Here is a 19,815-nt window from a genome sequence, read left to right as displayed (position 1 = left end):
CGCTCACCTTGGTGAGCGGGAATGGTGAACGACAATGAAAATTGTAATTGCCCCCGATTCATTTAAAGAATCACTCGACGCTCATCAAGTTGCGTCTTGTATTGAGCGTGGGTTTGCTGATGTTTTCCCTTATGCAGAGTTCGTCAAACTGCCTCTAGCTGATGGTGGTGAAGGCACGGTAGACGTGTTGCTAGAAGCACTCAATGGTAAAAAGCAACAGTTGCAAACAGCGGATCCAATCGGACGTGAATGCACGGCTTACTGGGCATCGTTAGAGCAGGCTGTTGATGGAAAAAATGTAAAAACTGCCTTGGTAGAATTTGCTCAAGCGTCTGGCTTAGATCGATTAACGGTAGAAGAAAGATCACCTTTTACAGCATCGTCTTACGGCACAGGGTTGCTGATTAGAGATGCGCTAGATCAAGGCGTAGAACAAATCATTATCGGCTTGGGCGGTAGTGCCACCAATGACGCAGGTGCTGGCATCTTACAAGCGTTGGGAGGCAAGTTATTAGACAAGCAAGGCAACGAACTATCTGGTGGCGGCGCCGAGTTAAGCCAGTTAGCAAGCATCGATCTTGATGGACTACACCCGAGATGCAAAGAAGTGACGTTTGTGGTCGCGTGTGATGTGAACAATCCACTGTGTGGTGAAAGCGGAGCCAGTGCCGTGTTTGGTCCGCAGAAGGGAGCATCAAAAGTTCAAGTTGAACAACTTGATACTGCGATCGGACATTTTGCCGATATCGCTCAAGCGCGCACGGGTATTAATCATCGAGACACTGCTGGTTTTGGTGCGGCTGGAGGCACGCCACTGGGGTTAAGTCTTGCATTCAATATCCAAATTAAAGCGGGTATTGAGATGGTATTAGATGCCTTGGGTGCAGATAAGGTTCTTGAAGGTGCTTCACTGGTCGTGACCGGAGAGGGGCAGATGGACAACCAAACCCTGCAAGGTAAAACACCTTTCGGCATCGCTCAGCGAGCTCAAAAGTTGAGTATTCCAACCATTGGAATTGCGGGCTCTTTGGGGCAAGACGTTGAAAAACTTTACGGCTCAATGTCTAGCTTATTTGGAACCGTACGTTCACCTCAGTCTTTAGACCAAGTTTTATCAGAAGCGAATCAAAACCTGACTCGCACTGCCCGTAATATCGCCGCCACGCTCAAGCTTGGCAGCCAGATTTTTAATGAGAAGTAATTATGTCTCTATTTAAACTCGACAACGTTATTCAAAACTACGCATGGGGAAGCAAAGACTCCATCAACCAACTGTTTGGTATTGTGAACCCAAACCAAGAACCTCAAGCAGAAATTTGGATGGGTGCTCATCCTAATGGTTGCTCAAAAGTAGGTGATACCGGTGAGTCGCTTTCTCACATGATTGATGAAAACAAAATCGATGTCTTAGGCGGGTACACGGCGGCACGTTTTGGTGAATTACCTTTCCTGTTTAAGGTGTTGGCCGCTGAAACACCATTATCAATTCAGGTTCACCCGAACAAGCGAAAATCAGAATTAGGTTTTGAGCGAGAGAATGCACTTGGCATCCCTTTGAATGCGTCTAATCGTAACTACAAAGATCCAAATCATAAACCTGAGTTGGTTTATGCGTTGACCTTTTACAAAGCGATGAATGGCTTTCGTCCAATCGTAGATATTATTGCCTTGTTCGAAGAAGCGGATATTCCTTCGTTAGCGATTGAGCTTAATGTACTGAAAGCCAATGCCGACAGTGATTCTCTGAAGTCTTTTTTTAGCGCAATTATGTCTCTTGAAGGTGAACGTAAAGAAGCCGTACTTGATGAGCTTTATGCTGCACATGCGCGACCAGCCAAAACGGTCATGGGGCGTGAAGCTCTGCAATATAGCAAAGAGTTCAAACAGCATTATCCGGGTGATATTGGCTTGTTTGCTCCATTGATGCTTAACACGGTTGAACTGGCGCCAGGTGAAGCGATGTTCCTGTTCGCAGAAACACCCCATGCTTATGTTCAAGGCACAGGCTTAGAGATCATGGCAAACTCAGACAACGTGCTTCGTGCCGGTCTTACACCCAAATACATAGACGTTCCTGAGCTTATCGATAACACGATCTTTGAGCCGATTAAGCCAGAAGATATTCGCCTTAAGCCTGTATTGAAAGAGGGTAAGATGAGCTATCCGATTCCAGTAGATGATTTTGGTTTTGATATCTTGTCTGCGACTGATGAGAGCAAGTCACAGTATTTACGTAGCGCGGAGATCTTGTTCTGTGTGGAAGGAGAGGCGACCGTCACTTCAGAAGGACGGTCAGTTTCTCTTAAACCCGGAGAATCGGTCTTTGTAAGTAGTAATTCAAGTGTTTACCAATATCAAGGGAATGGCATTTTGGCTCGTGCTTTTAACTAGTGCCCCCGTGCTAGCGATCAGCAAAAGAAATGTCAGAGTGCCACTGTAAAGTGGTACTCAATATTGGATTGATGGTTGTTACCTATCTGTCTTTGACAGCATTAATTATTGACCATACCCGCTACTCTTGCGGGTTTTTTTATAAGTAGAATGAGCAGATATAAGTGTGTACAAAAGATAAACCCTGCGATCAGAGCAGGGCTTTTATTGAATCAGTACTGAGTGACTGGTTAGGCAATGTGCGTCATTTTATTAAGCACAAAGGTTTCGATACAGTCTTCAGTCGCAGCCATGTACTCAGCGATGTGTTGGCTCGCTAAGTGTTTCTCTAGGTGAGCTTCAGACTCCCAGTTCTCATGAAAAACGAAGTGAGCAGGGTTACTGTTATCTTGGTGTAAGTCGTAGTTTATACAACCGTCTTCAACACGGGTTCTATCGATCAATTTAATCATCTCTGATTTAACTAGCTCAGTTTTGTCTTCTTTAGAGACGATCGTTGCAATAATAGTCAGTTTGCTCATTTTCAATTCCTCGGCTTTAAACTCGATAAGTTCACGTAATATAAGTATAAATTCAGATTGAAGAAAGAGTTCTGAAATCCAATAACTATGGTTCTTGAAGCCCATAATTTAGACTTGAGAGTATTTGGCTAATGGCTAATGGCTAATGGCAAATAGGTTACGCTCATAAAAAAGCCCTCATAGTAATATGAGGGCTTCAAATAAGAGTCAAGCAGTGTCGTTACTGGTACATTAAGCGGACTACTCAGCCTTAAGTATATTGTTCTACCTTAAGCATACTGTTCCACAGTCATTGCCCAATTTTTTTTCTGTTGCTCAAAATTCATTTTGATTTGTTGGTAACGAACTTTAAGTAGAGAGTGTTCGTACTTCTTCACAACATCTTCGCGTTTGCTTTCAAGTAGCTGCTTTTTGACTTCGTAATACTCGTTCATGTTTGATACTAGAGCATCGAATTCTTGTTGAAGTTTGTCTGCGATTTGTTGCTTGTCGGCACGATGCATGATCTTTTGCTGCGTACGTTTAAGTAACATTGATGCTTCTGCTTTTTCGATACGAGCTTGAGGGGTTTTCTTAAGCTTGCTTGCCAGTCCTATCAAAGAAGCACTCTTGATCAACCATTTTGTAGGATCGTATTGCCACCAGTAGATGCCGTTGCGGTAATCGTTCTCAAAGATGTGGTGGAAGTTGTGGTAGCCTTCGCCAAAAGTTAGAACCGCTAACACACCGTTATCACGGGCCGTGTTTTTGTCGGTAAAAGGTTGGCTACCCCAGATGTGAGCAAGAGAGTTAATGAAGAATGTTGTGTGATGGTTAAGCACCAAACGAACAGCACCTACGATTAACAACATGCCAAGTACGTCACCGTAAATAACACCTAAAGCGATAGGAACACCGAAGTTCATTAGCAATGCCAACAGAACATAGTGCTTGTGCTGCCACATAACAATTTTGTCTTTCTTTAAATCTCGACAATTTTCATAATTTTCATACATCGAGGTGCTGTAGTTACGAATCATCCACCCGATGTGAGAATACCAAAAGCCGCGTTTTGCAGAGTACGGGTCTTTGTCATTGTTATCCACGTGCTTATGATGCACACGGTGATCAGAAGACCAGTGTAACGCGCTGTTCTGCAGGGCAAATGCGCCACCTAATGCAAATAAAAATCTTAGGCTCGAATGCGCTTCAAACGCTTTATGAGACCATAAGCGGTGATAACCCGTTGTGATTGAAAGGTTACAGAACGTAAAACAGATTGCTAGCCATATCCAGTGCTCCATACCATAGTCAAAAAAGTAGCCATAAACGGGAGCCGCAACAACAGCAAGCAGCATACTAAAAGAGAATACAAAAATATTGAGCCAGATTAATGGCGGCTTTTTTGTAGATTGTTTGTCGGCACTATTCATTAGCAAATTTCCATTGAGCTTACATCTGTGCGCTAGAATATCAGCGTACACGTGTAAGTCAATATTGAAAGTGTAAACGTGTATTAGTATGTTTTGCTTAAATATTGTATAAAGGTAGTGTGAAATGTAGTAGCAAGTCATAAATGGAAGTACTAAGGGCTAATAAATGGAAATTAAGGTAGCTGAATATAAAGATTATGAGCGGATTGCCCAATTACACGCGGATAGCTGGAAGCTATATTATCGTGGCATTCTTGCTGATGATTACTTAGAAAATGATGTTTTGGAGGACAGATCTGTTATTTGGCAGACTCGTTTGATTAACCCTCCTTTTAACCAACATGTTTTATTGCTTGAAGAGGGCGGTTTACTGGTTGGTTTCGTCTGCGCGTTTGGTAATCACAACTTTGAGCGTGGCACGTTCATCGATGCGTTACATGTAGATAATGCCTATCGCGGTCGTGGTGTTGGTAAGCGTTTATTGTCTGAATTATCGAAGTGGTTGCAGCAATACTATTCGGATTCAGGTCTGTACCTAGAGGTGATGTCTGAAAATCACCAAGCGATTGCTTTTTATCAAGCGATTGGTGGTAAAGAAGAGCTAGAGCAAGTTTGGAATGCACCATGTGGAAGTCAAGTGAATGAGAAGGTGATTTCTTGGAGCTCTCCCGTTGAACTTGAACAGAAAACAGCAAGCATTGTGTATTCTTAGTCACTTCAAGTTGAATAATGGTTCCTTGCTCAACAGCTGCCTCTTACTGAAGTTGCTTTAAAGCTGAAGAACAAACCAAAAAGCCCCGAGCATTAAATTGTTCGGGGCTTTTTTGATTAGATTAGACACTTCAATTATTTGGCACTTAGTCGCACCATGTGATTTTTTCTTAAAACTAAGAGAGATTAACGCTTGTTCTTCAAGTAACGCTTACGACGCTCTTCTTTTTTCTTAATCTGTTGTTCGGCTTTCAGCGCAGCCGCTTCTTCAACTTCGATCAGTTCTTGTGTGATCATTTCTGGTAGCTCTAACGTTACTTTACCTAAAGTACCATTACGCAGTTCGTGAAGTAGGATTTCCGAACATTTGTGAATGTCGATATGACCACCAGCACGAAGTGCGCCACGCTTACGACCAATCGCTTCCATTAATTCGATGTCTGACTCTGGCAGCTCTTCAATTTGGTAGCGTTCTTGCAAAAGGTTAGGGTATTGCTTTGCAAGGTACTCGACTGTGTAGAATGCCACTTCATCGTATTCCATTGCCGTATCTTTTACAGCGCCTGTTGCAGCCAAGCGGAAGCCACTGTGTGGGTTTTCTACTTTAGGCCATAGGATTCCAGGAGTATCTGAAAGGATCACGCCATTTTGTAGATTGATACGTTGTTGACGACGAGTTACCGCAGGTTGGTTACCAGTAACCGCGATCGTACGTCCCGCTAAACAGTTGATGATGGTCGATTTACCCACGTTCGGGATGCCCATGATCATTGTACGAATGTTCTTACCCATCTGTTCACGGTGCGGTGCTAACTTACGCACGAGCTCCATAACGTGGTTAATTTCTTCTTTAGCGCTAGTAGTAATCGCAATCGCTTTAACGCCTTGCTCTTTCTCGAAGTGCTCAATCCAACGCTCAGTAAGCTCAGGATCCGCAAGATCGCGCTTGTTCAACACTTTTACACAAGGCTTATCGCCGCGCAGTGAAGAGATCATTGGGTTTTCACTACTGAACGGGATACGAGCGTCCAGTACTTCGATGATCACATCAACCTGTGGGATAACTTCTTCGATTTCTTTACGGGCTTTATGCATGTGACCCGGAAACCATTGAATAGACATAGAGATAAACCTTGATAAATATATTTGCTGCACATTGTAAGGGTTGGATGATACGTGTAAAGGTATATCTCTCCCGACCTTCAATGAGCTCAGTGAGTTTGCTTGAAGTATAGGCGACTTAGTGATGTTTATTTAACTTAGACTGATCTAATGAAGGTGAAATCCATTACTGTTGTGAAGCATAAAAAGCCGCAATATCTTTCAAGTCTTGATCATTGAGTTTACTCAGTTGTGTTTGCATCATCTCAGCGTAAGCGCCTTGTCTATCACCGTTTTGGTAAGCTTTCATTGTGTTATAGAGGTAAGTTGAATCTTGGCCAGAAAGTTTTGGGTAAGCAGTGTTACTTGTTTCACCCGTGGGGTTATGACAGAAAATGCAACTTGGTGACTTCATTTTACCCAGTTCAGGATCGCCAAAATTAGAGGCATGAAGGCTAGGGGAAAGAGTGAGTAATAGTAAAGTGAAGGAACGGTAAGTCATGCTTTTGCTCCGGTAAAAACATAACAATAAAGCTTACCCTAAGGGGAAGCTCAAGTCCGAATTGCTTTAGATGCTTTAGATGCTTTATGCTTTAGATATTTTAGAAGCTAATAGTGTTGACAGTTACAACTGACTTCGTTCTGTTAGGCGAGTAGAGGGCTTAAGAAGTGATGTTTTGCGAGTTCAAAAATTCTATTCGTACCTTAGAGGGCAGAATGTAATTAAGTCACTGGTGATATGATTTAAACTTCGTTGTTCAGTCTAACTGTGATTTTATGACGGAGGGGGATAATAGAAGATCACCTTTTCAAGGGCCTAAATTATAATACGATCTGTTGTAAAAATAACTGCAATCCAGTGTCTCTATATTTGTGACTCAAATATTAACTACATGCCTGGTTGTATAATAGTCTCTAAACTATTGATAAAATTTGCTTTTCTTATTGCTTCTTTTCGGTTGGTTACGTTTATTTTTTTATATATATTATATACATGCGTTTTTACTGTACTTTCTGAAATAAATAGTTCACTTGATATCTCTAAATTTGTATCTCCTCTGATAACTCGTTTAAATATTTGAGCTTCTCTTTTTGTAAGGGTAGATAATATTGCCTGTGACTTGAATGTTTGGGAGCGCGCATTGGATAAAATATGCGACATTAACTTCCTTGGTAGCCATAGGTCGTCATCACAGACCGTTTTCAAGCAACGTGTAAGGTGCTCTACAGGAGCATCTTGATAGATTATGCCCTTTATATTAAACATGTTGAATAGTTGCATTACGGTAATACTCTGTCCGGTAATATCAGAGGGAACATCATAGATTACCCATTTGTTGGACTCTACTTTTGATAAGGTGATGTAGACATCTTTGATATCAGCTAAGAGTAAGTAACTAATGAGAATGACATCGAACGTCTTGCGATGATTCGAACGTTCAATGCCTGAAATACATTCACGACTAAAACAAAAGTCACTGTATTTCTCTATTTCTCGTTGAATAAACTGGTTATTTATACCGTTATCGCCAATTAGGAGCATGTGCTTTAAATTATTTTTACTGTTATGCATACTTTACTCCGAAACTGACAAATCGTGTTGTGATTATATGATACTAGGTTTTATATAATTGCGTTGCATATCTCAGGATTTATATAATTACATATTTAAGGCTGCTGTGAAAGGAGGGGTTCTATAGAAATTTGTAATGTATCGCCATATATTCCTCCCGGTTTGTTCTCTGTTTCCCCAATTACAAAACTCAAAGGAATAGGTTGACCGATCGTAGCCGAAATACGCTGAATTTTTGCATCAAGTTGACCGAGGTTTACTCTATCGTTATCTAGGGAAAGTTCGTATGGAATATCCCATTTTGTCTCATCAGATTCATGACGTAGCATGCCTTGATGGGATGATTCCAATACGATGGTATACGCTGTATTACTTTGCACCCATAGGTTCGGTGCAGAACGAATAATCTTGTTTGAATATAATGTTCCTAGATCAAGGTCATAATGCTGTTGAGTTAACCCATAAAAGTGAACTTTTGCAGCTGGTGGCACGGTAACAGATACTGGGAGTGAGCTAGGGCTAATCTCTATTTGTTGGTTGTCTGAGGTATAAGAGGGCGACACTTCTAAAAGCCCCCGGTAGGTTCCTGACGCTAGCCACTGTTTGCTTGGGAAACGCATTTGTATGGTTGTCGAAGGTTGACTGTCGGTTAATGATAAATGCCACTGATTCGCGATTGGCACACCCACTTGTCCACTCCACTCGAAGTTGAGCTTGTCTTGGTTTAACCCTTTTAACGTCCGACTGGTATCGTTAAGTTGTAAAACCAAACTCAATTTACAGGCTTCTCCAACTATATTTGCATCGATCCTATAAGTATTAATTGTTGCGTAAGTACCTGTGTTGAACACGTCGTATTGCGACTGGGATGAGACGGGTTGAATCGTCAATGCACTAGCTTCACATGCTAATACAGAGGATACAGAATTTATGGCGATGAGGAACCATCCACCCCACCGAAGTTGTTTAATCCACATACACATCTCCTAGTCTGATCAAGTTGTCACTGCGCTCGCTGAGAGTAATGACGGCTGACTCTTGTCCTTTAGTGTCTAGAATCAGTTGATATTTCCCTGGCTTTAACCCAGATATCGCAAATATGCCACTCCGATTGGTAAAGAAGTCAATCGGTAACTGTTTAGCTTCACCAAGGTAATGTGCTACACCAGCGACAAGTGAAATTGGATTGTTACTTTGACGGTCGTATAGCTTACCGATCACGGTTAAGACCGCATCGGAACCAATTTGTAGTTGGAAGCCCCGTTTATAGTCAGGCTTAACCCAAAAAGCACCATCCCCCAAATCATATCCTGGTGGTAAGTTATCGACCTCATAACCGATGACTTGGCTATTGTAAGCAACAAGATCAGGAACCATGGCACTGGCATCTCCGTTAAGGTAAACACGTGCGTACTCTCCGTCTTTTGTTGGGTCCAATGCCACGTCATTCTCTGCGAGGCTTTCATGCTTGCTGACAATAGCAAATGCTTCTCGGACTGGTCTGCCGATCGTTACCGATGAACCTGCAAACGCAAGTGCACTGCTGATGGTTACGTCGGTACTGTGGTTTCTTGTGTCACCACTAATGTCGTCAAGTCGAGAGGCATGGGTCGCACTCAATTCGTAACGGTTTGCCGTATAGTTAATACCAGCGTCCATATCGGCGTCCGTTTCTTCATTCGTAATGACACTCGCAAAGCCTGATATCCCTCCGGTGTTACCTATATTATTCTGATAGCTGTAATCTAAGGCGGCTTCTCTTAGCTCTGTACTGTAACGACCGACGACACGAGTTTGTCGGCTAAGAGGCCAACTTATGGTGAGCGTAGTGCTGATGTCATCGTCTTTACTGGCGTGATCTTGATAGCTAACACGGGCACTCCAAGTCGCGTGAGTATCAAACAGTCCGTCCGATAAACTCGGGCTAATTAGCCAATAGTCGTTCTCTTTGTCTATTCCTAAACGGTAATTGACTGTCATGGCGGCACGTAATGATCGACTTAGATAAATCGAACCGAATGCAGAAGCATAATGAGTGGTTAAGTTGATGTCTTTATCGGAGGCGTCAAACCCAGCAACACCAGTAAAATTGTTGCTCAGATACTCATAACTAACACTCAGTTGTGGAGCCAGTGTATTCTTGCTGGAAAATTCCGCATCGAATGCAAATTTGTAAGCATCGCCGTTTCCTAATACAGGATGTTCGCTACGTGAAGCATTGAGTTCAGTGACTCCCCATCTAGAAGCGATGAGTGCGGTAGTACCATATTGGTATAAATCTTCACGGGTTTGAAAGTTGGTACCTAACGTTAACCAAGGGTTAATCCCCACATCAACATAACCATGGAAAATACGCTCATCGGTTAGGTATTCTAATTGTCCATTTTGGAGTTCAGAGGGTGCTCCATACATAATGCTATATTCAAACTCACCGCTATTGAGTAAGTCGTTACCCGTCGCAATAGAAAACTCGATACGCTCTTCATTCCCAGAACGATCGGTAATGACGAGTACAATATCGTTACTACCTTGCGCAAGAGGTATATCACTCAGGTTGTAGCTACCAGCGCCTAAGGTCAATCGTTGGACTGCAATCCCATCTATATAGACATCGACATTCGAGGCTCTTTGAAGTGTGAATGATTGATTGGCTCGTGGTCGTGCATTTCTGGTTGGAATCAGTGTGAAATCTCGAGTTAAGCCAATACCAAGTATGTCGGTACTGTCCTGAAAAGATTGGCCACTGTTGTACATATCGCCGAGCACAAGTCGTGTACCTTGCTGTGCAAAGTCAATATTAAGACGAGTTCCTTCTCTCACATATTGTGACTTTTTCGATGAACCATTTTCTAAATAGGATTCATATTCAAAATTGAAAAAACCAATGTTAAGTGCAGAATCGAATTGACTGCGATAAAGATCTTGCCTTGACGATTTTTGATCGACATATTGGCTCTCATTGGCGGAAAGGGCGACGTTAACGTATCCGCTTAACAGACTTGGCTCAGCATAGTTATAAAAATCATCTGCGCCGTTCATCGAGAGTTGTTGGGTTAAGCTAAATTCTGGCGGAACCGTCACGATACATTCCAACGAAGAAAAGTCGAAATTAAGTCCCAGCCCTACGCTCATAAAGTGGTGCTGCGACAGCATCTCATCGTCTGTCGTGTCATGGAGCTTACCAATACCTTCTTGAGTGACGACAGACGAAAGGAGAGACAGCGTACTTTCCTTTGGCAAAAGAATTTCGTTGTTTGCGGTAATGATAATGTCCGCTTCACCAAGAATGGTGTCACTTATCCTTAGTAAAGAGGTAAGTTGAATGTCGCGTCCTGTCGGGTTCAATACCATATCCTGGCCCCAAGCTACAGGGCTTAAGGCGGCACAATAAAACAGTACTAATCCCAAGACATAGAAAACTTGCCACATCTTGTGAGAGGTTTCAGTTTTCATATCCATGATAAGTGCCTACTGGTAAGTAATTTAAAGAAGAAGGCAAAGTAATAGTCGAGCGTGGTGGAATAAACTGTTCACCTAAAGCCTCATGTACCTTTTGGTTCTGAGATTCGAGCCCCTTAAAATGAAGTAACGATGTATAGGTAAATCGCGACCCTGAATTAGTAAGTGTTAGTTTTCCTTGTTCATCTATATGTAAGTTCACGTCAGGCTCTAGCGAGGATGAGTGAATGTGCAACAACGCATTGTAGTGAACTTGCAAATTGATACCGGTTGTTAAACTGGTAGGACTGTCCATTTTTTCGTTGTTTTGACCAATATTTAAGGTACTGAAACGAACAAAGTAACTTTGGGAAGTTTCGAGTTGGCGGTTTCCCAACCATTGTATACGGAATACTTGACGTTCACCGGGTGCCAACATAGCGGCAGGTGGAAACACAAACATCACCTCACTCGATAGATCTATTGTTTGGAACGTACCATCAGGTAAGAATTTCAAACGACGAACGTTAGCTTCAAGTGGGAGATCCCGCGTTGAGTTGTTAGTCACAACCAGTTGCGATGTTGCCCTGTGATCGGTATTGAGTTCAATGACGGTTGGAAACAGTGTTATGCCAAGCGCTTGTCCACACAGAAAACAAGAAATGAACCCACCAAAAATATAACGTCTCATTGCTACTGATCCTGCTCGATTTCAATCGATAGCGTCTCTACATTGTAATTTTCAAGTGGCTGCATTTCGAAAAAACGAGTGGAATAGGGAAGAACTAAAGTTCCTGGAATACGTTTGGCGATTTCTACGCCTTTTAAATAGGTTGATTTTTTGCCGTCAGAAATTTTCCATGTCGTATTGGTTAACCGACCATAACTATTACCGCTGTTCAGTACTTCAAGGACCCATTTGTTATTCTTGTTATTTGGTTCGATACTTTTAATTTCTAGTTGAGAGGCAGTGTTCTGAGGTCGCACGTTGATAAGCGTATTAAACTGAAGTAACAGACTCACTTGCCCTTGGTTGCTACTTGCTCTTTGAACTTTCACTTGCTTAACCGCAATACGAAAAGCTTTTGACTCTGTAATGGACGGATCGCCTAAATATCGGACCATAATAGATTGCGAACGTCCAGGCTCTATAATTGCAGTTACTGGAATCACTAATAGCTCGTCATCTGCAGGCGTCGTGGTCTCTTTTCCGTATTCATTCATAGTCATAAATACTGGAGACAGTTCGACTGTGAGTGGTTCGGTAGACGAATTCTCAACCCTCATTGTCATTTGAGCTCTTTTACCAAGTGGCGTCATCTCCATAGACATCGGCTCTACTTTGAACGCATGAGCTGACAAACAAGTGAGTGACAATAATAAGAGAACAGTCCATTTATGCATGATCCATTTATACATCGCGATGAGCTCCAAATTAAACTAGAGTCGTAATACAACTGAGGTTAAGTTTTAATACAACAAAGGCTTAGATGAAGTCGGAGGCCAAATAATAGCCCCCGACTTATTCAACCTCTAATTTGAGGTGATATTTACGGTTAACGTATCTGAATAACCACCTGCCCATGGGGAGGTTTCTGTTGTCACAATATCAATGGACGCGGCAACACCAGTCGCCAATACTCCTGAACCACCATAAGAGTTACTGATTGAAACGTCATTTAGGCCTGGGCCTCCTGGCGCATTAAGCGTGAAAGGAGCTAAGCCTGAAGGGTTAAATGTTGCTTCGTATGTAAGAGCGTAGTCTTCGCTATCATCGGACTCTAGACCACCCTCAGCACTCGTCAGTGTTACAGTTGCACCATCGACGTCATTACACTTCATGTTAAGGCCACTAACAGAAAGGTTTTGAATTTGAGATACATTACCAAAGTCCATCAGTTGTGTTGAAAGACCAGTAACTTCACATACAGGTGAAACAAAACCAACTAGCTGGACATCACCAGGAGCGGCTTGAACTTGAGCACCAAAAATAGCTGTGACTGTTGCTGCGTAGAGTGTTAGCTTTTTCATTAGAAATTCCTTTATCTTAAATGATTGGCTCGAATACTGCTGAGCGTATGTTGTTCTGCAGATACATTGCAGAGCTTTTACTTGGTCACGCTATGAATCGAAGGGTAAACTTCGATCTCAATAACGTCTTGATAATAACCCGCGAAACGCAAGCTATTTTCGAGTGCTACCCTAAGGCTCCCCTGTTGAGAGAAAGGAATAACACCAGAACTGTTTATCATTACTGGTGAAGTAAGTTGGCTGCTGTGCCTACTTTCATAAAGACGAAGCTCGTCTATTTGTAATGACAGATTATAAGTTTCAATAATATCAACCCCTTGGTGTTGATATTTTAAGCCTCCATATTTTGAATTAATCGTTATACCCAACGGACGGTTACAATACATATTAAAAGGCAATAGTTGCACATCACGGCGTTCCGTAAACTTCATGACATTGCCAGAAAAGAAATTTATTTCGCATCGATCTTTGATCTGGCCATTAATTCCTAACGTTAAGGTGTTAGCACTGGTGTAGAATGAAAGTGACAGACTAAAAATTAACGTTGAGACGATGAATTTGTGAATAAATACGAATGCTCTAATCATCATTTCACCTCTCATTGATTGAATGTAACCTGTTGCTTAACTTTCAAAACTATAAGTGCTTTAAAAAATGGTGAAGTAGTAAAAAAAGTTTATTATTTAGACGAAGTATGAGTTTTAGTATGAGTTTAAGGTAAGGTATAGAGAGTACATTTTTAAATAATAATTTTATTTTCAATTAGATAGGGAGTTTTTGACCCACAGTTATATTTACGAGTGAATTTTTCTTAATTGATAAAATTAGAACTATGGTCTACGGCGTGATTTTTGGTGAATTTTCCGTGGATTATTCTTCCAGGGATATTTTGTTTTTAGTTTTATTCACTGGTTTATAATTTGAATGTAACGAATATTAATGATAATAGTGAACCATAGCTATCTATATTGGTTGGTGATTTTCTATTTAAATTAGCCTCTTACGAAGATTTTTTAGAATTGATGTGTTTTGTTTCTAAATATCGTACGTGTGGTAAATAAAAATGAAATTATTACTACTAAATTATTTGACTTTATCTGGCATGAAAAATTTCATATAACAAATGAAAGTCGAAATTTAACGATAAGTGAATACTTAAACGCAGGTTTAATACATAGAAGGTATTCACATAGGCCAAAACAAGATTGCGTTCTGTTGCAGTTAATTTAGTTGAGTCTATTAGGCAGATTAGTCGGTATAGGTATAGGTATAGGTATAGGTATAGGTATAGGTATAGGTATAGGTATAGGTATAGGTGAGGTGGCTATTTTTCGGTGGAAGAGGTGAATGATTTTTTTTAAAAGACTAAAGCTTCGTAAGGGAAGCTTTAGTCTTAATTGCTTTAATGCGAATCTTGTTCAGCGTTAAAGCGCATTTTCCAACTTAGTTAGGAAAGTCGCGATGTCTTCTGAACTGATATCTCTATGAGTAACGAAACGTACAGGGTTACCTGGTGACATAGTAATACCTTGCTCTCCTAACTCCCGTGCGATGCGGTTAATATCAACCGACTGGTCTAACTTCGCAAACACAATATTAGTCTGAATGAAATCAGGGTTAACAGAGAAACCTTCTAACTTGCTTAAACCAATCGCTAGTTTTTTTGCGTTTTCATGGTCTACTTTAAGTTGAGCCACGTTCTCCGTGATCGCCATTTTACCTGCTGCAGCAAGAATACCAGCCTGACGCATACCGCCACCGACCATTTTACGCAGTCGACGAGCTTTAGCGATGTACGCTTTGCTACCAAGAAGTAGAGAGCCAATCGGAGCCCCCAAACCTTTTGATAAACAAATTGTCATCGAATCGAAGTGTTGTGCGATCTCTTTAATGTGAACATCTAGTGCAGCCGCCGCGTTATAGACACGCGCGCCATCTAAGTGCATTTGCAGGCCGTGTTGGTTTACGAACTCACGCGCTTCCGCTAGGTAAGAGACTGGCAGCACTTTACCATTGATTGTGTTTTCTAAACTAAGAAGCTTAGTACGAGCAAAGTGGCTGTCGTCTGGCTTAATCGCTGCAGCAAGCTTTTTAAAATCTAACGTGCCGTCAGGGTTGTTCTCGATTGGCTGAGGTTGAATCGAGCCTAATACTGCAGCGCCGCCAGCTTCGTATTTGTAGTTGTGCGCTTGTTGGCCACAAAGGTATTCGTCACCACGCTCACAGTGCGCCATTAAACCCAGTAGGTTGGCCTGTGTGCCGGAAGAAGTGAACATAGCCGCTTCAAAACCGGTTTCATTTGCAGCCCATTGTTCCAGTTCGTTGACGGTTGGGTCATCGCCATATACATCATCGCCTACTTCTGCATTTGCCATTACATCACGCATAGCTTGCGAAGGTTTAGTTACGGTGTCAGAACGAAAGTCCATGTTTATCTCCTAGAGTACTATTAGGTAGTCATATAATTGGCTATAGATGGCCACATAGTTGGGCTTTGCTTAAACAAGCGATGGTTTTGGTATCGGTAATTTGATCGTTGCGAACTTTATGTTGCAGTTCTTCCAAGCTAAGTTCGATAACCTCTATTACTTCATCTTCATCACATTCAAAGCGGGTAGTAAGGCTTAAGTCTTTTGCGATGAACAAGTGTTGGATCTCATCACAGAAGCCAGCTAAAGGGGTAACTTGTCCCAAGCTCTGGAAATAAGTTGCACTGTAACCCGTTTCTTCTTCGAGTTCGCGTTGTGCACATTGAAGAGGTGTCTCATCAATTTCCATCGTGCCAGCAGGGAGTTCCAAAAGCCATTTTTTAAGAGAAGGACGAAACTGGTTAATGAGGATGATTTTTCCAGACGAAGTGATAGGAAGAATAACGGCCGCGCCGGGGTGGTTTATTGTTGTATGTTTTACCACGACGTTCGTAGGGAGCGTCACGTTCTCTTCTATAAGAGAAATACTTTTCCATTGATGGATAACTTTACTCATGCAATCTGGCCACTTTCCTTGCCAATTTTTCTTATAACTGAAGACGTGTACCACCATAACGTCTATGGTGTCGAAAATAAAAGAAAAATTAGGGTTAACAATAGATTTAGTTTCACACCATTCGTGATGCTACTCTCATAATTGGAATCTATGATTGCGCGAAAATTGCAGCTTAACCATCTGATATAAAGGCAACTCAATAATAAAAGATACTTGTAACAAAGTGCTAACAAATGTATAAAAACGTATCTACACTCTCAACTGTTCAAAGATTTTCGGAGTAACGCATGAACCCTTCTATTTCCTCACATGCTGACAAGGCGCTACTCTCTGAAAGAATCAATAAATTAGCGCATGCTCTCTCTGATGGCGTTTATGAAAGAGAAGACACCATTAAGCTTTGTTTACTGGCGGCTCTGGCTGGCGAAAGTGTGTTCCTATTGGGCCCTCCGGGTATCGCAAAAAGCCTTATCGCTAAACGCCTCATCCAGGCTTTTGACAACAGTAGCTACTTCGAATATTTGATGACACGTTTCTCTACTCCTGAGGAAGTGTTCGGCCCATTAAGCATTCAAGAATTAAAAGACAACGGTCGTTACGTAAGGCTGACCGAAGGCTACCTACCAACCGCGCAAGTTGTATTCCTTGATGAGATCTGGAAAGCAGGCCCTGCCATTCTCAATACGTTACTGACTGTGGTTAACGAAAAGACATTTAAAAACGGCGCAGACATTGAGCGTGTGCCGATGCGCTTGTTGGTTTCAGCGTCTAATGAACTTCCTGACGAAGACAGCGGGCTAGAAGCACTTTATGACCGAATGTTAGTTCGCGTGTTCGTCAACCGTATTCAAAACAAACAAAACTTCAAATCGATGCTGACGACGGGTACTTCCCAAGAAGCTGTGATTCCAAAAGGATTGGCGATTACTGATATTGAATACCATCAATGGCAGAAAGAGCTCGATAACCTGGAATTGACAGATAACTCGTTTAACAAGTTATTTGAGCTAAAAACCATGCTTGAAGACACGGTTAAGAAGCAAGGCTCAGCGTCAGAGTCGGATTTGTATGTTTCGGACAGACGCTGGAAGAAAGCGGTTAAACTATTGAAAGCGAGCGCATTTTTCAGTGGCCGTGATAGCGTTAACCCGCTCGATATTATGCTTCTTCAAGATTGTTTGTGGCATAGCCCTGAATCTCGCGATGTGGTTCGTAGTGTGGTAAAAGATTTTGCGTTGAACCGAGCGTTTGATCAGCAAGAGTCTAAATCTCAAATCGAAATGTCTCGTGAAGAGCTAGAAGAGATTCAAGATGATGTTGAATCGACTCTGTCGGTGTCGCTCTCTGTGGAGTCAACCAGTGGCTTACGACGTAAAGACGTTTACCAACATGATATCAAGAACGCGAAAATGTACAGCGTCGGTAGCGCATACAATCTTATTAAATTGGTTATGCTGCAAAGCAATATGTCGGTGTCTGAATCTGAGAAAGGCGATAGTCGTTGGGTGTATGTAGCCAAAGATGATTTTGACCGCGTTCTAAAAGAAGGTCATGGCGACATTTATGGTTACGTAAACGAAAACAAAAATCTATGCCGCTTAAAGCTCGACTTGGATGCATCGAATCAATTAGTGATCAAAGATATTGCTAATCGTTCTGTATTGGTGAGTGTGGTGACTACTGACGGTTTAGATCAAGAACTGTATAACAAGTGGTTGAACGGCGCTGAGAAAGCCCTAGAACAGTTAACTGCAGCTGAATTCAAGTTAAAAAGAGTACGCACTGAATTCCATGACGCATTACCGCATAACTATATTGACCCTGATTTACCGAAAGCGATGGAATCAAGCTTACAGGCGGTAACACAAGAGCTTGAAACGACAAAAGTGAAGAGTAGCAAGATCGCGCAACGCATTAAGTTCATGAGTCAGTACTTTGAGTAAGAGGGGGAGCATATGTTAGGAGCTGACGGCTTAAACCTCGCTTTGATGGTGGCTGACTCTGGTATCATTGATACCGCGATGAATGATCTTATCGCTCGTTCTCAAGTGATGATGGCTGCTGAGAATAAAGGTGTGAAAACATCAGTCAAAAACCACTTAGTTAAATGGCGCGGTAAAGTAAAAAAACGCGTCACTAAAGTGTGTGAAACCGACCGTTTCCAAGAGGAAATCGCACTTTACCAAGAAGTGATTTACTGGGATGAATCTCAGTTTTTTGACGAGATTGATCGCGTTATTAAGAAGCTGGAGTGGCACTCAGCATTTTATCTACAAGCAAGACGTTTGATGGAAAACAATAAAGGTGTTTATAACGCGATGTTTCCACATTACTTTTGTGATCAATGGTACCAATCGCTGTCAGATGCCATCAAACAAGCTCAAGTCACTGAACTCGAAACAAGCAAAGAAAAAGTCTTAGCTGATCTTTATCAGCGCATGGAAACCATGAAAAACATGGACAAAGTGACAGAGTCGGGCGATGAAGGCAGTGTAGGGCGTTTGTGGGACATGGCATCGGCCAAATTAAGCAAAACAGACCTAACCATCATGAAGCGCCACGCTGAGTTTCTGAATAAGCACAAGGGTTTGCAAGAGATCGCAGAAAAACTAGGACGTATGGCTGGTGAGGAAGATGATCCTTCGCTACACAAAGCTCCTGTAGAAGAACTGCAGATGGTTGAAGAGAAAAGCGATGAAGCGGTCGATGATATTGTTGGGATTCACGAAAGTGATGATCTCAACAAGATGCTGCCAAACGAAACCATGTTCCTCGCTTACCCTGAACTTGAGGTTATCTTTTATAAGCACTTGGCCGACAAGCGTTTATTGAGCTATCGTTCGCAAGGTAAATCACGGACATTACGTAAAGTAAAAGCGCAAAAGCCTGATAGCAAAAACGTCGATATTGAAAAAGGGCCGTTCATCGTCTGTGTGGACGCTTCTGGTTCTATGAGTGGGTTCCCAGAGCAGTCAGCCAAAGCAATGGCTTACGCTTTGATGCAAATCGCGCTTGCGGAAGAGAGAGACTGTTACGTGATTCTGTTCTCTTCTGAGCAGATTACCTATGAGTTAACAAGGCAAGATGGCCTGCGTGAAGCGAGCGACTTCTTAAGCTATTCATTCCACGGCGGTACGGATCTAGAACCTGTACTCATGAAGTCGATTGACCTGATGACGGGTGATAAATACAAGAACGCAGATTTGATCGTACTTTCTGACTTTATCGCCCCTAAGCAATCTGATGAAATGATTGCTCAGGTTGAAAAATTGAAAGAGCACAAAAACCGTTTTCATGCGGTTAGTCTTTCGAAATATGGCAACCCACAACTTATGACGATGTTTGACCATTGTTGGGCTTACCATCCAAGCCTAGTCGGTCGTTTTATGAAGAAGTGGTAACGTCGAATTCCTTAATTTGCTCCATTTTGCTGCGTGTTTATTGATTGAAGAGATCGAACATGCAGCAATTTGATTTAAATGTCAGCAAACGGAATTGAAATTCATTTTTTTGTTTGACTATCTCCCCGCGATCCGTAAAGTAGGCACCCGAACACAGCGGTGTGGCTTGCTTTAGCCCCTAAAGTGTTGAATTGAAAAGGCGCCTTGGCAGAGTGGCTATGCAGCGGATTGCAAATCCGTGGACCTCGGTT

General features: G+C 42.0%; 18 protein-coding genes. 5 read left to right on the top strand and 13 right to left on the bottom strand.

The features are described from left to right. Positions 1-34 precede the first annotated feature (34 nt). Complete coding sequence (locus AB6D07_RS08430) at positions 35-1,201, top strand: glycerate kinase (protein WP_017102859.1); 1,167 nt, start codon at positions 35-37, stop codon at positions 1,199-1,201. Positions 1,202-1,203: 2 nt separating this feature from the next. Further along, positions 1,204-2,391 (top strand): mannose-6-phosphate isomerase, class I, encoded by a 1,188-nt coding sequence (gene manA / locus AB6D07_RS08425; RefSeq protein ID WP_017102858.1) that lies wholly within the window; start codon positions 1,204-1,206, stop codon positions 2,389-2,391. A 230-nt stretch (positions 2,392-2,621) separates the two neighbouring features. Here the strand turns inward: manA and AB6D07_RS08420 are convergent, their stop codons facing one another. Then, positions 2,622-2,912: a putative quinol monooxygenase gene (locus AB6D07_RS08420; protein WP_029222908.1), complete on the bottom strand. Its 291-nt coding sequence runs from the start codon at positions 2,910-2,912 to the stop codon at positions 2,622-2,624. A 269-nt stretch (positions 2,913-3,181) separates the two neighbouring features. After that, entirely contained in the window at positions 3,182-4,324 is a 1,143-nt protein-coding gene (locus AB6D07_RS08415; protein ID WP_029222907.1) for a fatty acid desaturase, read from the bottom strand. A gap of 166 nt (positions 4,325-4,490) precedes the next feature. Here AB6D07_RS08415 and AB6D07_RS08410 point away from each other — a divergent pair, with 166 nt between their 5' ends. Next, complete coding sequence (locus tag AB6D07_RS08410) at positions 4,491-5,036, top strand: GNAT family N-acetyltransferase (protein ID WP_009845441.1); 546 nt, start codon at positions 4,491-4,493, stop codon at positions 5,034-5,036. 185 nt (positions 5,037-5,221) lie between these two features. On the opposite strand, the gene ylqF is transcribed toward AB6D07_RS08410, so the two are convergent. The 11 genes from ylqF to AB6D07_RS08355 form a co-directional block, all read right to left on the bottom strand. Next, on the bottom strand, positions 5,222-6,157 hold the full coding sequence (gene ylqF, locus AB6D07_RS08405; protein ID WP_029222906.1) for a ribosome biogenesis GTPase YlqF: 936 nt from the start codon (positions 6,155-6,157) through the stop codon (positions 5,222-5,224). 166 nt (positions 6,158-6,323) lie between these two features. Further along, positions 6,324-6,638, bottom strand: coding sequence for a cytochrome c (locus AB6D07_RS08400; RefSeq protein WP_009845439.1), 315 nt, complete (start codon positions 6,636-6,638; stop codon positions 6,324-6,326). 387 nt (positions 6,639-7,025) lie between these two features. Beyond that, the gene (locus tag AB6D07_RS08395; protein ID WP_017102854.1) at positions 7,026-7,709 is read right to left on the bottom strand and encodes a helix-turn-helix transcriptional regulator; all 684 of its coding nucleotides are present in this window, start codon (positions 7,707-7,709) and stop codon (positions 7,026-7,028) included. 95 nt (positions 7,710-7,804) lie between these two features. Continuing rightward, positions 7,805-8,686, bottom strand: a complete 882-nt coding sequence (locus AB6D07_RS08390) for a hypothetical protein (RefSeq protein ID WP_029222905.1) — start codon at positions 8,684-8,686, stop codon at positions 7,805-7,807. Next, positions 8,676-11,168 carry a fimbria/pilus outer membrane usher protein gene (locus tag AB6D07_RS08385; RefSeq protein WP_017102852.1) on the bottom strand — a complete coding sequence of 831 codons (2,493 nt, stop codon included), beginning with the start codon at positions 11,166-11,168 and terminating at the stop codon, positions 8,676-8,678. Before AB6D07_RS08385 ends, AB6D07_RS08390 begins: the two co-directional genes overlap by 11 nt. Continuing rightward, positions 11,152-11,838 (bottom strand): molecular chaperone, encoded by a 687-nt coding sequence (locus AB6D07_RS08380; RefSeq protein WP_012600554.1) that lies wholly within the window; start codon positions 11,836-11,838, stop codon positions 11,152-11,154. Before AB6D07_RS08380 ends, AB6D07_RS08385 begins: the two co-directional genes overlap by 17 nt. 2 nt (positions 11,839-11,840) lie before the next feature. Continuing rightward, the gene (locus AB6D07_RS08375) at positions 11,841-12,566 is read right to left on the bottom strand and encodes a molecular chaperone (RefSeq protein WP_009845434.1); all 726 of its coding nucleotides are present in this window, start codon (positions 12,564-12,566) and stop codon (positions 11,841-11,843) included. 114 nt (positions 12,567-12,680) lie between these two features. After that, complete coding sequence (locus AB6D07_RS08370) at positions 12,681-13,178, bottom strand: hypothetical protein (protein WP_009845433.1); 498 nt, start codon at positions 13,176-13,178, stop codon at positions 12,681-12,683. Positions 13,179-13,255: 77 nt separating this feature from the next. Continuing rightward, a complete protein-coding gene (locus AB6D07_RS08365) occupies positions 13,256-13,780 on the bottom strand; it encodes a hypothetical protein (protein WP_012600556.1) in 525 nt (174 codons plus the stop codon). An 822-nt stretch (positions 13,781-14,602) separates the two neighbouring features. Continuing rightward, positions 14,603-15,607 carry a low-specificity L-threonine aldolase gene (ltaE, locus tag AB6D07_RS08360; RefSeq protein ID WP_017102851.1) on the bottom strand — a complete coding sequence of 335 codons (1,005 nt, stop codon included), beginning with the start codon at positions 15,605-15,607 and terminating at the stop codon, positions 14,603-14,605. A 40-nt stretch (positions 15,608-15,647) separates the two neighbouring features. Next, complete coding sequence (locus tag AB6D07_RS08355; RefSeq protein ID WP_029222904.1) at positions 15,648-16,163, bottom strand: NUDIX hydrolase; 516 nt, start codon at positions 16,161-16,163, stop codon at positions 15,648-15,650. A gap of 287 nt (positions 16,164-16,450) precedes the next feature. Between AB6D07_RS08355 and AB6D07_RS08350 the strand changes: the two genes are divergently transcribed. Together AB6D07_RS08350 and viaA are read left to right on the top strand one after the other, a co-directional pair. Then, the gene (locus tag AB6D07_RS08350) at positions 16,451-18,106 is read left to right on the top strand and encodes an ATPase RavA domain-containing protein (protein ID WP_012600558.1); all 1,656 of its coding nucleotides are present in this window, start codon (positions 16,451-16,453) and stop codon (positions 18,104-18,106) included. 12 nt (positions 18,107-18,118) lie between these two features. Further along, the gene (gene viaA / locus AB6D07_RS08345; protein ID WP_017097464.1) at positions 18,119-19,564 is read left to right on the top strand and encodes an ATPase RavA stimulator ViaA; all 1,446 of its coding nucleotides are present in this window, start codon (positions 18,119-18,121) and stop codon (positions 19,562-19,564) included. Positions 19,565-19,815: the final 251 nt, after the last annotated feature.

Source organism: Vibrio sp. 10N.239.312.C11 (assembly GCF_041466065.1).
Classification (GTDB): Bacteria; Pseudomonadota; Gammaproteobacteria; order Enterobacterales; family Vibrionaceae; genus Vibrio; species Vibrio tasmaniensis_A.
The sequence above is the reverse complement of the archived record's forward strand: the minus strand, read 5'-3'. Positions and strand labels throughout refer to the sequence as shown.

Excerpts from the sequence above, each read along its gene's own strand:
- AB6D07_RS08430 (WP_017102859.1), top strand. The coding sequence starts at position 35 with ATGAAAATTGTAATTGCCCCCGATTCATTTAAAGAATCACTCGACGCT.
- manA (WP_017102858.1), top strand. The coding sequence starts at position 1,204 with ATGTCTCTATTTAAACTCGACAACGTTATTCAAAACTACGCATGGGGA.
- AB6D07_RS08420 (WP_029222908.1), bottom strand. The coding sequence starts at position 2,912 with ATGAGCAAACTGACTATTATTGCAACGATCGTCTCTAAAGAAGACAAA.
- AB6D07_RS08415 (WP_029222907.1), bottom strand. The coding sequence starts at position 4,324 with ATGAATAGTGCCGACAAACAATCTACAAAAAAGCCGCCATTAATCTGG.
- AB6D07_RS08410 (WP_009845441.1), top strand. The coding sequence starts at position 4,491 with ATGGAAATTAAGGTAGCTGAATATAAAGATTATGAGCGGATTGCCCAA.
- ylqF (WP_029222906.1), bottom strand. The coding sequence starts at position 6,157 with ATGTCTATTCAATGGTTTCCGGGTCACATGCATAAAGCCCGTAAAGAA.
- AB6D07_RS08400 (WP_009845439.1), bottom strand. The coding sequence starts at position 6,638 with ATGACTTACCGTTCCTTCACTTTACTATTACTCACTCTTTCCCCTAGC.
- AB6D07_RS08395 (WP_017102854.1), bottom strand. The coding sequence starts at position 7,709 with ATGCATAACAGTAAAAATAATTTAAAGCACATGCTCCTAATTGGCGAT.
- AB6D07_RS08390 (WP_029222905.1), bottom strand. The coding sequence starts at position 8,686 with ATGTGGATTAAACAACTTCGGTGGGGTGGATGGTTCCTCATCGCCATA.
- AB6D07_RS08385 (WP_017102852.1), bottom strand. The coding sequence starts at position 11,168 with ATGGATATGAAAACTGAAACCTCTCACAAGATGTGGCAAGTTTTCTAT.
- AB6D07_RS08380 (WP_012600554.1), bottom strand. The coding sequence starts at position 11,838 with ATGAGACGTTATATTTTTGGTGGGTTCATTTCTTGTTTTCTGTGTGGA.
- AB6D07_RS08375 (WP_009845434.1), bottom strand. The coding sequence starts at position 12,566 with ATGTATAAATGGATCATGCATAAATGGACTGTTCTCTTATTATTGTCA.
- AB6D07_RS08370 (WP_009845433.1), bottom strand. The coding sequence starts at position 13,178 with ATGAAAAAGCTAACACTCTACGCAGCAACAGTCACAGCTATTTTTGGT.
- AB6D07_RS08365 (WP_012600556.1), bottom strand. The coding sequence starts at position 13,780 with ATGAGAGGTGAAATGATGATTAGAGCATTCGTATTTATTCACAAATTC.
- ltaE (WP_017102851.1), bottom strand. The coding sequence starts at position 15,607 with ATGGACTTTCGTTCTGACACCGTAACTAAACCTTCGCAAGCTATGCGT.
- AB6D07_RS08355 (WP_029222904.1), bottom strand. The coding sequence starts at position 16,163 with ATGAGTAAAGTTATCCATCAATGGAAAAGTATTTCTCTTATAGAAGAG.
- AB6D07_RS08350 (WP_012600558.1), top strand. The coding sequence starts at position 16,451 with ATGAACCCTTCTATTTCCTCACATGCTGACAAGGCGCTACTCTCTGAA.
- viaA (WP_017097464.1), top strand. The coding sequence starts at position 18,119 with ATGTTAGGAGCTGACGGCTTAAACCTCGCTTTGATGGTGGCTGACTCT.